Genomic DNA, 13,542 nt, shown 5'->3' with positions numbered 1-13,542 from the left:
AGAATAACGGCGCCCCGACCGGCGGATTCACAGCTCCAGTCCCGGGTCGCGCTCGCCGTACTTCTCCTCGAGGAAACGGTGATTGGCGCGCACCTGGGTCTGGCCGACCTCGCCGGCCCTGTCCAGCAGGCCGCGGACCGCCTCCAACAGCAGGTCCAACTCCTCGATCAGGAGGTCCGCCCCGGTCCGGCCGTCCTGCAGCACTGCAGTATCCGCCGTCGTCGGAGGAAGCCCGAGGTAGGCGTGCACGGCCGACGGCCCGAAGTCGTCGCGGATCTGGACCACCTCGAACGCGTCCCGCCCGGTGATCCCGCGAGCGGCCAGGTACTGCTGCGCCTGGAGCGTCTGCGTGTCGAGACGCAGGATCCGTTCGCGTGCGGCATCCGACACGCGCGCGTGACGCGCCAGCGTCTCCAACGCGCTGCTGGGCGCGTTCCCCAGCAACTCCGAGAACGGCCGCGGGACCGTAGGGCCGTACGCCGGTGGAGGCGGGGTCAGATCTCGACCGCGACGGCTCAGGAAACCCATGTCACTCCAGCGACAGGGTCATCGTGGGGTCGGGGATGCCGCTCTCCGGGGAACTGGTGACGCCGGTGCCGACGGCCAGGAACTCCGAGGCGTGCGCACCCCACACGTGTCCGCTGACCTGGGTGTTGACGCCCACGATCCCGTCGGCCCCGAAGCGGTTGGCCTCGTCCTCCATCCGCGTCATGGCCAGCTCGCGCGCGGTGTAGGCGGCCTCGGTGAACTGCGGCATCTCCATGTTGCGCCCGGCCATCCGCATCGACTGGCGGATGCTCTGGTGCGCCACGTGGTAGACGCAGGCGCCGAAGACGAAGGCCCTGGGGAAATGTCCTGCTCGCACCAGCGTGTAGAAGTCCTGACCCGACAGGTCCGAGGTGAACGGGCCCCCGTCGCGCAGCTTGTACGCCGGGTTGGGCTCGCGCGCCCGGATGGCCGTGCCCTGGGCGATGAACTCCAGCTCGTCGGTCGCCCACGCGTACCGCTGGATCTGCAGATCGACGCCGACGATCCCGTCGGCGCCCAACGCGTGCGCCTCGCTGCGCATCCGATCGAGCGCGAGGGACCGCGCGTGGTACATCGCCGCCGACAGCACCTCCAACTCCATCGACTGTCCCCAGTTCTGGAACTGGTAGCCGATGTGGTAGATCGAGGTGCCCATGACGTAGCCGAGCGGCTCGAAGCCGAGCTTGTGCACGAGGACGAACTCGTTGACCGACAGGTCCGAGGTGAACGCGGACCTGTCGCTCTGCTCCCGGGCCGCGAGACGTTGGACCCGATTGCTGGCAGCAGCGGGGATCTGCGGTCCGGCTGCCGGGGGACCCGCCTGAGTGGCACCGGGCAGTGGTGCACCATCACGTCGACCGAAAGCCATTGCACGCTCCTCGCATCGCAGGGGTCTGATCGCCCCGCCCGGACCGTACCCCCGGAAGCTGAGGGTCAGGGGCGTTTCAGCTGGTCGCCGTCTCGACGTCCTCGCTCGGCACGGTGCTCATCTCGGCGTGCTCCCCTGCGGCCCGCCCCTCGGAGCCCGGCACGAGCTTGTGGGCCGCCGTGCTCGCCAGGGCGGCGGCACCCTCGCCGATGCCCTTGGCCCGCTGGGTGACCCGGTCCTTCAACGACGAGGCGTAGACGTCGACGTACTCCTGGCCCGACAGCAGCATCAACTCGTACATGATCTCGTCGGTGATCGAGCGCAGGATGAAGCGGTCGTCCTCCATGCCCTCGTAGCGGGAGAAGTCCATGGGCTGGCCGAACCGCACGTGCGGGTGGGCCATCCGCCCGAAGATCTTGCCGGGAGGCGCGACCTCGTCGGTGCCGATCACGGCCACCGGGATCAGCGGGACCTTGGCCTCCAGCACCATCCGTGCGACGCCGGTCTTGCCCTTGTAGAGACGCCCGTCGGGTGAGCGGGTGCCCTCGGGATAGATGCCGAAGAGGTCGCCGTTCGCCAGGATCTTCAGGCCGGTGGAGATCGCTCCGGCCGCGGCGCTGCCGCTGCTGCGGTCGATGGGCACCTGACCCGCACCGGTGAAGAACCAGCGCTGCAGGGTGCCCTTCACGCCGGTGCCGGTGAAGTACTCGGCCTTCGCCACGAAGGTCACCCGCCGGGGAAGCGAGAGCGGCATGAACAGCCAGTCGGCGTACGACAGGTGGTTGCTCGCCAGGATCGCGGCCCCCTCGTCGGGGACGTGGTGAACGCCTTCCACGGAGGGTCGGAAGACACTCTTCAGAAGCGGTCCGACAAGGACCCACTTCAGCAACCAGTAGAACACCTTCGCTGGGCTCCTTCATCGCAAGATCGGCGCCTCGCACAATACGGCACCCACCACACCCCGACGGGCGAAGTGGAAGGATTACCCGATGCAGATCGTCCCCGGCGCGGAGCCGTTCACCCACGACGCCGGGGCGGTGGGCGTGCTGGTGTGCCACGGCTTCACCGGGACGCCGCAGAGCATGCGGTCCCTCGCCGAACGCTTCGCCACCGAAGGCTTCTCGGTGCGCCTGCCGCGCCTCCCCGGGCACGGCACCACGTGGCAGGAGCTGAACAGGACGCGGTGGACCGACTGGTTCGCCGAGGTCGACGCGGCGCACGCCGAGCTGGCCGCCACCTGCGACCAGGTCTTCGTCGTGGGTCTGTCGATGGGCGGCACCCTCGCGACCCTGGTCGCGGAGACCCACCAGAACGACGTGACCGGGCTGATGCTCATCAACCCGGCGTACGTCATGAAAGACAGACGACTGCTCGCCGTACCCGCGCTGCAGCACCTGGTGCCCTCGGTCGCGGCCATCAGCGGCGACATCAAGAAACCGGGCGTCGCCGAGGTGGGGTACGCGCGTACGCCGCTCAAGGCGTTGCGCTCGCAGATGCGGATGTGGGAGCAGGTGACCCGCGACCTGCCGCAGATCACGCAGCCGGTGATCCTCTTCCACTCACCGCAAGATCACGTCGTGCCCCCGGCGTGTTCGGAACTGTTCCTGTCCCGCATCTCCAGCGAGGACGTCACCGATGTGGTGCTGCACGACAGCTATCACGTCGCGACCCTGGACAACGACGCCGGCCTCATCGAGGATCGTTGCGTCGACTTCATCACGAGAGTTGCGGACCTATGAGCGCACCCGGCAGCGAGAGCCACGACGAGCAGACCGATTACGACGCGCGGTTCGCTGAGATCGTCGCGCAGTTGTCCGGGACCGTCGATCCGGACGCCCTGGCCGAACCCGAGGTCGAGGAGCCCGAACCGCAACCGCCCGCATCCCCCGCTCTGCCCGTGCAGTGGCGGGTGCCGGACTCCGGCGCGGCCAACGACATCCTGGAGGACGACGGCACCTACGAGCCCCCACCCCCCGCGCCGCTGCCCCGCGACGACGTGCAGTTCTGGGCCATCTGGGCCTCGCTGGTCGGCGGGCCGCTCTGGCTGATCTACCTCTTCGCCTTCGAGCGCGACTGCCAGCCCATCTGGTGGGTGCTGGCGTGCCTCGTCTGCATCCTCGGGGTCGTGTTGCTGGTGCTGAGGCAACCCAACAGCCGCGACGACCAGGACCCCTTCGACGACGGCGCCAGACTCTAGTCACCCGGCACATCGTTCTCCGCTGCGCTCCCCCGAATACTTCGGCGGGGCCCGAAGCTGCGTTCAGGGCGTCGCGGGGTCTGCCAGGGCGGTGAGGTCCATGTCCACGTAGACCGGCCGGTGATCGGTGGTCATCCGCAGCTGCAGCGGGTCCAGATCCAGCCGGGGCACCGTCGCGCCCACGGGACCGGAGATAAGCAGTCCGTCGATCGTCTTGCCGGGGGTCCCCGACGGGCTGGTGAGGACGTCGCCGGTCACCTCACGCATCCGCACGGCCAGGTCGCGCCAGGCGCCCTCGCCGTACGTCTCGTTGAGGTCACCGCCGAGCACTGCGGCCGGAGCTCCGATCGCGTCGATGTCGCGCAGGATCTGCTGCACGTGCGGCCCACGCTGTGCCGACCGAAGGCTGAGATGCACGCTCACCGCCGTGAACGGGAGATGACCGGGCAGGCGCAGGCGCGCCACGGCGTACCCCCGCGGCTCCTCACGCCGCCCGACCGGCAGGTTGCGGTGCTCGCAGGAGAGCAGGTCGAGCCGCAGCGAGCTCAGCAAGGTGGTGCTCATCCGACCGCGCCGTCCGTCGGCCCAGGTCAGTCCCACCTGTTCGGCGAACGCCGCCACCCGATGACCCGACCCGGGATGCCTCGGCGCCTCCTGCAGCAGCAAGACGTCGGGATCGATCCGACGCACCACCTCCGCCAACGCCTCACGGTCGTCCTTGAACGCGCGCACGTTGTACGACGCGACGCGCACCGTGTGGGCGTCGCGGGGTCCCGGACGCTCAGTCATCCTCGTCGCCCAGGCGGGCGAGGTCGGCGGCGCCGATCAGACCCGCCTCGTTGCCCAGTTCGGCCTGCACGATGTCCGCCCGCGGGCGGTACCCCCGGCCGGTCAGCGACCGCGCGAACGCCGCACGCGCGGGATCCAGGAGCAGGTCCCCCGCCGCGCTGACGCCGCCGCCGATCACGAAGAGCCCGGGGTCGAACGCGTTCGCGAGGTTGGCCAGGCCCACTCCGAGCCAGGTGCCTACCTCGGCGAGCAGCTCGGCTGCTGTCGCGTCCCCGCCCTGTGCGGCCTGCGTGATCATCGGACCGGTGAGCGCGCGAGGGTCCTCCCCCACGCGCTCGGCCAGATCGGCCGCGAGCGGCGAGCCCGCGGCGATCAGCGAACGCGCCTCACGGACCAGCGCGTTGCCACTGGCGTACTGCTCCCAGCACCCCCGGTTGCCGCACTCGCAGCGGTGCCCTCCCGGCACCATCTGCATGTGGCCGAACTCGCCGGCGATCCCGAACTCCCCGCGCTGGACCGCCCCCTGGGCGATCACCGCGCCGCCGATGCCGGTGCCGAGGTTGACCATCACGACGTGCGACCGGTCGCGGGCCGCACCGAAGCGCCACTCGGCCCAGCACGCGGCGTTCGCGTCGTTGTCGATGAAGACCGGCACGCTGAGTCGACTGCTCAGGGCGTCGCGCAACGGCTCGTGCCGCCAGGACAGGTGCGGCGCGAAGACCACCGTCGCCCGGTCGGCCGTCACGAACCCGGCAGCGCCCACCCCGACCGCGACCGGCGCCGATCCGTGGTGGGCGTCCAGCAACTCCTCGACGACCTCCACGATGACGTTCTCGACGACGCGAGGGGACGTCGAGCGGTGCGGGGTGTCACGTCGGGCGCGTTGCTGCACCGTGCCGTCTGCCGACACCAGGCCGCCGGAGACCTTGGTGCCGCCGATGTCGATCCCGACGGCGAACTCGTCCTGGGCGAACTCGTCGGAGATCCCTGGATCGTGGGGGTCCTCGCCGTGCCCGGGGCGCGGGCCCACGGGTCCGGCGCTCACCGGTCGCCCGGGTTCACGGCCAGCGCCGCGACGCCGATCACCCCTGCGTCGTTGCCCAGCTCCGCCCGCACGAACGACGCCACGGGCCGGTAGCCGCGCCCGGTGAGTGAGCGTCCGTACGCGCTGCGCATCGGGTCGATCAGCAGCTCACCGGCGTCGGCGACGCCTCCGCCGATCACAAAACCCTCCGGGTCCAGCAGCGACGCCATCGAGGAGGTGGCCTCACCCAGCCAGTTGCCGACCTGCGCGAGCAGGTCGATCGAGGCGACGTCCCCTTCGAGGGCCGCGGTGGTCACCATCGCGCCGGTCAGCTTGTCGGCGTCGCCGTCGCACAGGTCGGTCAGTCGACGGCCGAACTGGGCACCGCTGCGCACCAGCTCGCGCGCGTCCCGGGTAAGTGCGGTGCCGCTGCCATACGCCTCGACGCAGCCCCGGTTGCCGCACCCGCACAACCGGCCGCCGGGCACCAGCAGCATGTGTCCGAGTTCGCCACCGATGCCGTACGCGCCTCGGAACAGCTTGCCGTTACTCACGATTCCGCCGCCGACGCCAGTGCCCACGGTCACCATCACCATGTGGCCGAGGTCGCGACCGGCGCCGTGCACGAACTCGCCGTACGCCGCCGCGTTGGCGTCGTTCTCGATGATGACCGGCAGGTCAGTGTTGGTCGCGACCCGTTCCTTGAGCGGTTCGTCGCGCCAGGCCAGGTTCGGGGAGAAGAGCACGGTGGTGCCGGCGCGGTCGATGTAACCGGCGCACGCGACGCCCACTGCCACGACGTCGTCGGTGTGCAGCTCGGCGATGAGTTCCGCGATCGCCGTCGCGATCGCATCCGGCGACTGCGCAGGCGTGGAACGGCGGGCACGCGCGACGATGCTGCCCTTCTCGTCCACGCGCCCGGCGGCGATCTTCGTCCCGCCGACGTCGATGCCGATGCTGGTGACCATGTCAGTGCCTCTCGGGTGCGGTGGGGTCGTCATCGCCACGCACCGGGATCGGGATCCCGGTGTCGGCCGGGCGCGGGTCCGGTCGACCGGCCCCGTCCTCGGGGTCGTTCGTGGATGCCTTCGAGGGCGAGGCCGCCGGATCGGAGCCGCGGTCCGCGGCGATCATCTGCAGACTCCCCGCCACCATCGCGAGCACATCGGCGACGCGCACCAGGACCTCGGGCCGCACGGTCTGCATGTACGACGCGATTCGGCACACCGGACACACCCGGCAGATCGCGTCCAGACCGGCGGTCCGTCCACAGTCGCAGGCCATCGAGTTGGGTGCAGCGGTGCCATCGGCCGCAGGTTCGTCGCCGACCGGCTGCGGCGGGAAGTCCTCTTCCGGCTCCTCTGCAACAGGCTCGGATTCGTCCCGATCGCCTGCGTCGCCGGTGCCGCCTACCCCGCCCACCCACGAGGTGAAGGCGTCGGCGAGGCGTGTCGCTTCGGCCACCAGGGCGTCGGCCGCCTCCCCGCCGTCGTCGGCCCGATGGTCATGGTCGGCAGGCTCCCGCTGCCCGGCGGGCGTGTCGTCATCCCTGGTCACGGGCCTCATCCTGCCGCACGGGTGAGAAGCGCACCGTCAGGATGCCGTCGTGCAGCCGAGCGTCCACCGGTCGGCATCGGCGCAGGGCCGTGGGCATGGTGAGGACGCTGCGGTGGCCCTGGGTCTGCAGCACGAGATCGTCCTGCATCATGGACAGGCGCAGCTCGCGGAAGCGGACACCGGGGAGGGGCATTCGCCAGACGTAGTCCGCACCGTCGTGCTCCCAGGAGATCCCGGCGAGCCGGCCCGTGCGTGCCTGGTCGTCCAGCGCGCCGAGCTGATCGGGGACTCCACGTCCCGTGCGCCACCGTGGCGGATCGTGCGGGCCGCTGCGCGGTCCGCCGACGACCGCGTTCACCGGGGCCCCGCCGAGCGCCATGCCGGCCACGACGCGGCGCACCTTCGCCGACGGCGCCGATCCGGCGATCACGACGGCCGTGCTGCCCTCGCCGATGAGCACCTCGCGCGCCGCGGACGCGTGCACGAGGGCGGCCCGGACCTGATCGGTGACCTGCTCGCCCGGCCATCGCGATCCCAGCGCAGCCGCGAGGAGTGGTCGGGATGTCGTGAGCCACCCCCGCTGTGCCGGTGCCAGACGTTGCAGGATCCACGGCACCGCCCCGGCCAGGCGCACCAGGTCCACGGCACGAGGGCCGGCATCGACCACGACGACCTCGCCGGGTGACCGCTCGGCACCGATCACCCAGAGCAGGCGCACGGTCGCGGCCTCGGTCAGGCGGGCGACCTCCGCCGCGAGCCTGGGGTCCAGGCCGACCATGTCGAGCAGCGGCGCCATCGTGCCGTCCGCGTCATCGGCGTCCCGCGGGTCCGCGGTCCGCAGCGGGCCGTCCGCCGGGGCGTCGACCAGGCTCGTCGCGTCGTCGTACGGGTCGGTGCCGAGCAGCAGCACGGATCGGCCGCGGTCGGCGTACGCGCGGGCGAGCGTTGCGGCATAGGTCGAGCACCCCGTGCCGCCGGGACCGGCGACGAGCACGCACTGCGCACCCATCAGCTCTCGCAGCGCTGCTTCAGCCCGCGCAGTGCCTGGTCGATGATGCTCTTCTCCGCCTTTCGGCGCAGCACGGCGACCACCGGGATGTTGACGTCGACGCACAGTTGGTAGGTCACCTGGGTGCGGTCGCCCGCGGGCTCCAGCTGGTAGCTGCCATCGAGCGCGCGGATCACCGTGGACTCGACCAGCTCCCAGCTGACCGTGCCGGTGCCGTCCTCCAGGATGTCCCAGTCGTAGGCCAGCACGTAGGTGTCGCGCAGCACCCCGGCGTCCAGCTCGAACCGCACGGTGCGTGCCCACCCGTCGGAGTCCTGCGTCAGCACCTGTGCGCGGGTGACGTTCTCGGCCCACTGGTGGTAATCGTCGAAGTCGGCGATCACGTCGAGGACCACCGCGGGGTCCGCGGTGATGGTCATGGACGACGAGGTGCTCTGCGACATAGCGCAGACAGTAACGGCCGGTGATGAGTGCTCTCCCCCGCGTCTCGACGGCTGCCCGGTCGGCGCGCCGGTCACCCGACCGTGTGACGCAGGAACGCGGCGTAGGCCGCGCGTAGACCCGTCGTCGTGGCTCCGTCGAAGTCGGCGCCGAACGCATCCGTCGACCCGGACGAAGTCGCGAGCACGAACTGCTTCCAGGCGTTCTCGCCGAACCGGTCGACGAGGAAATTCATGTAGGCGTGCGCGTCCTGGTAGGCCCCTTGCTGCTGGCCACCGGAGAACGCCGCGTCCGGCGGCGGCCCCGCGGGCAGTCGGTCCGCGCGCACGTCGGCCGCGAGGGTGGGGCACGCCGCCCCGAGCGACAGCCCGGTCCAGCGATACGCCGTGTACTCCGCGGACCCCTCGACCACCCACCGCGCAAGTCCGGTGCGCGTCGTCTGCCGCAGCACGACGTGGGTGATCTCGTGAGCGAGGACGACCTGCTGACCCTGCGCGGTCAACCCCTGCATGACCGCCGGGCCGATGACGACGTCGCCGGAGGCGGTCGTGCTCGCGGCCAGGTCGTCGCTCTCGGGCACCCCGCCGCGGAGCCGGGCGAACTGCGCGGCGTTCGCGGCGACCTGCACCCGGACGGTGCCGGCGGCCGCGACCTGCGTCGGCCAGGTGCGGGCGACCCACGTGCGGGCGACCCGCGCCTCGGCCAGCACCTGCGCGAGCTGCGTCGTCCCGACCGACCCGGAGACCTGCAGGCCGGCGGTGCTCAGGACGACGGTGCCGGTCGCAGCGGAAGACGTAGAGAACGTAGAGAACGTAGAGGACGTAGAGGACGTAGAGGACGTGGCGGACCGGGAGGAAACGGACCCGGTCGACGTGTGCACCCCGCCGCCCGGCCCCGAACCGTCGCATCCACCGAGGAGCATCGCGGCCAGCACCACGCCCGCCGCCGCCCCTGCCCGTCGGGCGCCCCCTTCAGTGGCTCGGGTGCGCTGTCCTCGGCCGATCGTCCGCACCCTGAGAGCCTAGGTGTGCCTCAGCCCGTCACCCGCAGGGCACGACCCGGCTCGCGCACCGCCCTGGCCGCGTACGCGTCGGCCGGGCTGACCAGACCGGCCGCCACCAGCACCTCCAGCCCACGGCGCTCCTGCTCGTCGGGCGCGAGATCGGCGTCGGCATCATGGGCGTCCGTCCGCGGGACCGGCATCTGCAGCAGCACGGTCACCATGCAGTCCGCGCAGTGCCGGTCACGGGCCGGGCAGCTTCGACATTCGATGTGCATCTCGGGACTCCTTCCTGTCGTCCTGTGCACAGACGCTAGGTGCCGGGTCCGACAACCCCCTCCGACGGCGTGGCGGACAGGTGGGTGTCGGTGCACCCACCTAGCGTCCGTCGTATGCCGACCGCACACGCCATCCAGGCGACCTTCGACGATCTGGGCACACCGCTGTCCGGGGTCACCTTCGTCGTGGTCGACCTCGAGACGACCGGTGGCAACCCGCGATCCAACAGGATCACCGAGATCGGCGCGGTCAAGGTGCGCGGCGGCGAGGTGTTGGGCGAGTTCCAGACGCTGGTCAACCCCGGCGGTCCCATCCCGGCATTCATCTCCGTGCTCACCGGCATCACCGACTCGATGGTCGCTAGCGCACCGGGTATCGCCGCCGCGCTGCCGGCCTTCCTGGAGTTCGCGGCCGGCAGCGTGCTGGTGGCGCACAACGCACCTTTCGACATCGGCTTCCTGCGTGCCAACTGCGCCGAACTCGGCCACCCCTGGCCCGGGCACCAGGTGCTCGACACCGTCCACCTCGCGCGCCAGCTGGTGAGCCGCGACGAGGTGCCCAACCGCAAGCTCGGCTCCCTGGCGCAGCTCTTCGGGGCCACCATCACCCCCGACCACCGCGCGTTGCACGACGCCCAGGCCACCGTCGACGTGCTGCACGCCCTGCTCGGGCGGGTCGGCAATCTGGGGGTGCACACCCTGGAGGAGCTCGCGTCCTACACCAGCCGGGTCCGCCCGGAGCAGCGACGTAAGCGCTACCTGGCCGACGACCTGCCCCGGGCGCCGGGTGTCTACATCTTCAAGGACGACCGTGCGCGGGTGCTCTACGTCGGCACCTCCGTCGACATCCAGCGCCGGGTCCGCAGCTACTTCACGGCGAGCGAGCATCGTTCACGGATGGCGCAGATGGTGGGGCTCGCGACCAGCGTCACCCCGATCGTGTGCGCCACGGTGCTCGAGGCCCAGGTGCGCGAGTTGCGGCTGATCGCCGAGCACAAGCCGCGGTTCAACAGGCGGTCGCGCCACCCGGAGAAGGGTGTGTGGCTGAAGCTCACCGTCGAGACCTTCCCCCGGCTCTCGGTGGTGCGCGAGACGCGTGACGACGGCGCCGAGTACGCCGGACCGTTCGGCTCGCGCGCGATGGCCGAGATGGCGGCGGCCGCCGTGCACGAGGTGGTGCCCCTGCGGCAATGCACGAAGCGGTTGTCCGCGACGACCACCTCCTCGTCCTGCGCGCTCGCCGAGATGGGCCGGTGCGGAGCGCCGTGCACGGGTCAGCAGAGCCCGCAGGACTACGCCCAGGTCGCCGCGCGCGTGGCGGAGGCCATCGGTGGCGATGCCCGGCCGCTGGTCGACGATCTGCACGAGCGGATGCGCCGATTGTGCGAGAGCGAGCGCTTCGAGGAGGCAGCCACGGTGCGCGACCGGATGCTGGCCCTGGTCCGCGCCGCCGACCGCGCTCAGCGGATGGCGCCGTTGACTGCGAGCCCCGAGGTCGTGGCGGCACGCCCAGGTGCCGTCGGCGGGTGGGAGTTCGTGTGCGTGCGCTACGGCAAGCTCGCCGGCACCACGCTCAGTCCGCCCGGTGCCGACCCGCGTCCCTACATCGACGCCCTGGTCGACTCCGCCGAGGTGGTGGCCCGCCCGGTCGGGCGCGCACCGGCGACCCATCCGGAGGAGACGGAGAAGATCCTGCGCTGGCTGGAGACCCCGCAGGTGCGGATGGTGCGGATCGAGGGTGAGTGGAGCTGCCCGGTGCACGGCGCCGGTGAGGTCCGCGAGCAGCTCGAACCGCTGATGAGCCGCGTCGACAACGGTTTCGAGACCTCTGCGATGGCCTGAGTTCTAAGCTGTCCGGGTGATCTCCGCCATCGTCATGATCAAGGCCGACATCCAGCGGATTCCGGAGGTGGCCGAGGCGGTCGTGGAGATCGAAGGCGTGAGCGAGGTCTACTCCACGACCGGCGACGTCGACCTCATCGCCGTCGTCCGAGTGGCGCGCCACGAGGACCTGGCCGATGTCATCGCCGACAAGATCAACAAGGTCCCCGGGATGCGCGAGTCGCAGACCCACATCGCGTTCCGCACCTACTCCAGCGGTGACCTCGGGGCCGGCTTCTCCATCGGCCTCGACGACTGAGCTGTGCCCTGACTGGCCCGACCCTTCACTCGGCAGTCAGGCTCGACGGGTCGCCGCCACCCATTGGTCGAGCGATCGGGCGGCCGCACCGTCGTCGATGGCGGTCCGCGCCCTCGCGACACCCGCACCGAGCGCCTCACCGAACGATGCGTGCGCGCCGAATCGACCCGACCCGTCCTCGTCGGCGACGGCCAGCGCGATGCCCGCATTGAGCACCACGGCGTCCCGCACGGGCCCGGTCGCCCCGGCGAGCACCTCGCGGACCACCCCCGCGTTGTGCAGGGCATCGCCACCGCGCAGCGCGTCCGCGCCCGCCGGTGCGATCCCGACCTCGGCCGGGTCGACCCGGTGCTGGGAGATCTCGCCGTCGCGCACCCACCGCACGCTCGAGGTGGTGGCGACGCTCAACTCGTCCAGCCCGTCGTCACCCCGGAAGACCGCAGCGGCGCTCCCGCGTTCGGCGAACACCCCCGCGATCAGATCGGCCACCCGCGGGTCCGCGGCGCCCACGGCGGAGTACCGAGGCCGGGCCGGGTTGGTCAGCGGTCCGAGGATGTTGAACGCCGTCGGGATCCCCAGTTCGCGTCGAGGGACCGCCGCGTAGCGCATCGAGGGATGGAAGGTCTGCGAGAAGCAGAAGGTGATGCCGACCTCGGTGGCGATCGGTCCGATCCGGTCCGCCGGCAGATCCAGGGCGATGCCGAGCGCCTCCAGGACGTCGGCGGCGCCCGAAGAGGAGGAGGAGGCTCGATTCCCGTGCTTGACGACCCGAGCGCCTGCTCCGGCACTCACGATCGCTGCCATGGTGGAGATGTTGACGGTGTGGGCACCGTCACCGCCGGTGCCGACGATGTCCAGGGTCGGGCCGTGCACGCTGATCGGCACGGCGAAACGCCGCATCGTGTCGGCGAGGCCCCGGACCTCGCCGACAGTCTCGCCCTTGGCCCGCAGCGCGACCAGGAAACCGGCGACCTGCGCGGGTGAGGCCTGCCCCGACATCACCTGGTCCATCGCCCACGACGTGTCGTCGGCGGTGAGGTCACCGCCCTGGAGCAGCGCCCCCAGCAGACGCGACCAGCTGCGGGCGGACGCGCCGGACATCACTACTGGCCGGTGGGCGCGGCGAGTTGCTCGCGATCGCTGTGTCGGCGCGCGACGTCGGCGATCGTGGAGCTGAGGATGAGCGGGTCGATCGGGTGCGGCACCGCGGCGTCCGCCTGAGACCACGACGCCAGCCAGCCGTCGGAGGGCCGGCCCGTGAGCACGATGATCGGGGGGCAGTCGAAGATCTCGTTCTTGAGCTGCTTGGCCAGGCCCATCCCGCCTACCGGCGTCGCCTCACCGTCGAGGATCAACAGGTCGAGGTCCTCGTTGTCCGCTGCCTCGATCACGGCCGCCGCGGTCGCGCACTCACGCCACGAGCCGATCTGCACATCCTTGGCCGGGCGCTTGCCGACTCCGATACGGACGGCGTCGCGCGTGGCGATGTCGTCGCTGTAGAGCAGCACCTTCAGGGTTCGGGGCGTGTCGGCCATGCCGAGGATGCTACCCATCGCGTCCCGTCGGTCGAACAGACACCGACGACGCCGGAACCTCCCGGGCATGCGGATCGTTGACCGCTCCGAACGCCGAGCCGCCGCAACGCCGTACGCGGAGTGTGCGCCCACCGGGCCGCCACGCCGGGCTACGTCACCGCACGAGTCCCCGCGAG

The 13,542-nt window shown here is 71.1% G+C and carries 17 protein-coding genes; 4 read left to right on the top strand and 13 right to left on the bottom strand.

The window, feature by feature from the left end; translation table 11 throughout:
• Window positions 1–27: 27 nt before the first annotated feature.
• From LVQ62_RS10555 to LVQ62_RS10545, 3 genes are all read right to left on the bottom strand, one after another.
• Window positions 28–528 carry a hypothetical protein gene (locus tag LVQ62_RS10555; RefSeq protein ID WP_233761469.1) on the bottom strand — a complete coding sequence of 167 codons (501 nt, stop codon included), beginning with the start codon at window positions 526–528 and terminating at the stop codon, window positions 28–30.
• 1 nt (window position 529) lies between these two features.
• Window positions 530–1,396 carry a heavy metal-binding domain-containing protein gene (locus tag LVQ62_RS10550; RefSeq protein ID WP_233761467.1) on the bottom strand — a complete coding sequence of 289 codons (867 nt, stop codon included), beginning with the start codon at window positions 1,394–1,396 and terminating at the stop codon, window positions 530–532.
• A 76-nt stretch (window positions 1,397–1,472) separates the two neighbouring features.
• A complete protein-coding gene (locus LVQ62_RS10545) occupies window positions 1,473–2,297 on the bottom strand; it encodes a 1-acyl-sn-glycerol-3-phosphate acyltransferase (protein ID WP_208052277.1) in 825 nt (274 codons plus the stop codon).
• A gap of 88 nt (window positions 2,298–2,385) precedes the next feature.
• Here LVQ62_RS10545 and LVQ62_RS10540 point away from each other — a divergent pair, with 88 nt between their 5' ends.
• On the top strand, window positions 2,386–3,135 hold the full coding sequence (locus LVQ62_RS10540) for a carboxylesterase (RefSeq protein ID WP_233761465.1): 750 nt from the start codon (window positions 2,386–2,388) through the stop codon (window positions 3,133–3,135).
• Window positions 3,132–3,593 (top strand): hypothetical protein, encoded by a 462-nt coding sequence (locus LVQ62_RS10535; protein ID WP_233761463.1) that lies wholly within the window; start codon window positions 3,132–3,134, stop codon window positions 3,591–3,593. Before LVQ62_RS10540 ends, LVQ62_RS10535 begins: the two co-directional genes overlap by 4 nt.
• Window positions 3,594–3,656: 63 nt before the next feature.
• Here the strand turns inward: LVQ62_RS10535 and LVQ62_RS10530 are convergent, their stop codons facing one another.
• The 8 genes from LVQ62_RS10530 to LVQ62_RS10495 all read right to left on the bottom strand — a co-directional run bounded on the left by LVQ62_RS10530 (window position 3,657) and on the right by LVQ62_RS10495 (window position 9,691).
• Window positions 3,657–4,382 carry an endonuclease/exonuclease/phosphatase family protein gene (locus LVQ62_RS10530; protein WP_233761461.1) on the bottom strand — a complete coding sequence of 242 codons (726 nt, stop codon included), beginning with the start codon at window positions 4,380–4,382 and terminating at the stop codon, window positions 3,657–3,659.
• Window positions 4,375–5,367, bottom strand: coding sequence for an ROK family glucokinase (locus LVQ62_RS10525; RefSeq protein ID WP_179483708.1), 993 nt, complete (start codon window positions 5,365–5,367; stop codon window positions 4,375–4,377). The genes LVQ62_RS10530 and LVQ62_RS10525 overlap by 8 nt, the downstream gene beginning before the upstream one ends.
• Window positions 5,368–5,423: 56 nt before the next feature.
• Complete coding sequence (locus LVQ62_RS10520) at window positions 5,424–6,374, bottom strand: ROK family glucokinase (RefSeq protein WP_233761458.1); 951 nt, start codon at window positions 6,372–6,374, stop codon at window positions 5,424–5,426.
• 1 nt (window position 6,375) lies between these two features.
• Window positions 6,376–6,963 carry a hypothetical protein gene (locus LVQ62_RS10515; protein ID WP_233761455.1) on the bottom strand — a complete coding sequence of 196 codons (588 nt, stop codon included), beginning with the start codon at window positions 6,961–6,963 and terminating at the stop codon, window positions 6,376–6,378.
• Window positions 6,950–7,972 (bottom strand): hypothetical protein, encoded by a 1,023-nt coding sequence (locus LVQ62_RS10510; protein WP_233761453.1) that lies wholly within the window; start codon window positions 7,970–7,972, stop codon window positions 6,950–6,952. The genes LVQ62_RS10515 and LVQ62_RS10510 overlap by 14 nt, the downstream gene beginning before the upstream one ends.
• A complete protein-coding gene (locus LVQ62_RS10505) occupies window positions 7,972–8,415 on the bottom strand; it encodes an SRPBCC family protein (protein WP_179481394.1) in 444 nt (147 codons plus the stop codon). Before LVQ62_RS10505 ends, LVQ62_RS10510 begins: the two co-directional genes overlap by 1 nt.
• 71 nt (window positions 8,416–8,486) lie before the next feature.
• Window positions 8,487–9,425: a hypothetical protein gene (locus LVQ62_RS10500; protein ID WP_233761451.1), complete on the bottom strand. Its 939-nt coding sequence runs from the start codon at window positions 9,423–9,425 to the stop codon at window positions 8,487–8,489.
• Between the two features lie 20 nt (window positions 9,426–9,445).
• The gene (locus LVQ62_RS10495; protein ID WP_179481398.1) at window positions 9,446–9,691 is read right to left on the bottom strand and encodes a hypothetical protein; all 246 of its coding nucleotides are present in this window, start codon (window positions 9,689–9,691) and stop codon (window positions 9,446–9,448) included.
• Between the two features lie 114 nt (window positions 9,692–9,805).
• Between LVQ62_RS10495 and LVQ62_RS10490 the strand changes: the two genes are divergently transcribed.
• Window positions 9,806–11,533, top strand: coding sequence for a DEDD exonuclease domain-containing protein (locus LVQ62_RS10490; protein WP_233761449.1), 1,728 nt, complete (start codon window positions 9,806–9,808; stop codon window positions 11,531–11,533).
• Window positions 11,534–11,549: 16 nt separating this feature from the next.
• Complete coding sequence (locus LVQ62_RS10485) at window positions 11,550–11,831, top strand: Lrp/AsnC family transcriptional regulator (RefSeq protein ID WP_233761447.1); 282 nt, start codon at window positions 11,550–11,552, stop codon at window positions 11,829–11,831.
• Between the two features lie 36 nt (window positions 11,832–11,867).
• Here the strand turns inward: LVQ62_RS10485 and trpD are convergent, their stop codons facing one another.
• A complete protein-coding gene (gene trpD, locus LVQ62_RS10480; protein WP_233761445.1) occupies window positions 11,868–12,932 on the bottom strand; it encodes an anthranilate phosphoribosyltransferase in 1,065 nt (354 codons plus the stop codon).
• Between the two features lie 2 nt (window positions 12,933–12,934).
• On the bottom strand, window positions 12,935–13,366 hold the full coding sequence (locus LVQ62_RS10475; RefSeq protein WP_347813793.1) for a hypothetical protein: 432 nt from the start codon (window positions 13,364–13,366) through the stop codon (window positions 12,935–12,937).
• Window positions 13,367–13,542 lie beyond the last annotated feature (176 nt).

Source organism: Allobranchiibius sp. GilTou73 (assembly GCF_021391335.1).
Classification (GTDB): Bacteria; Actinomycetota; Actinomycetes; order Actinomycetales; family Dermatophilaceae; genus Allobranchiibius; species Allobranchiibius huperziae.
This window is presented reverse-complemented; position numbering and strand designations above follow the sequence as displayed.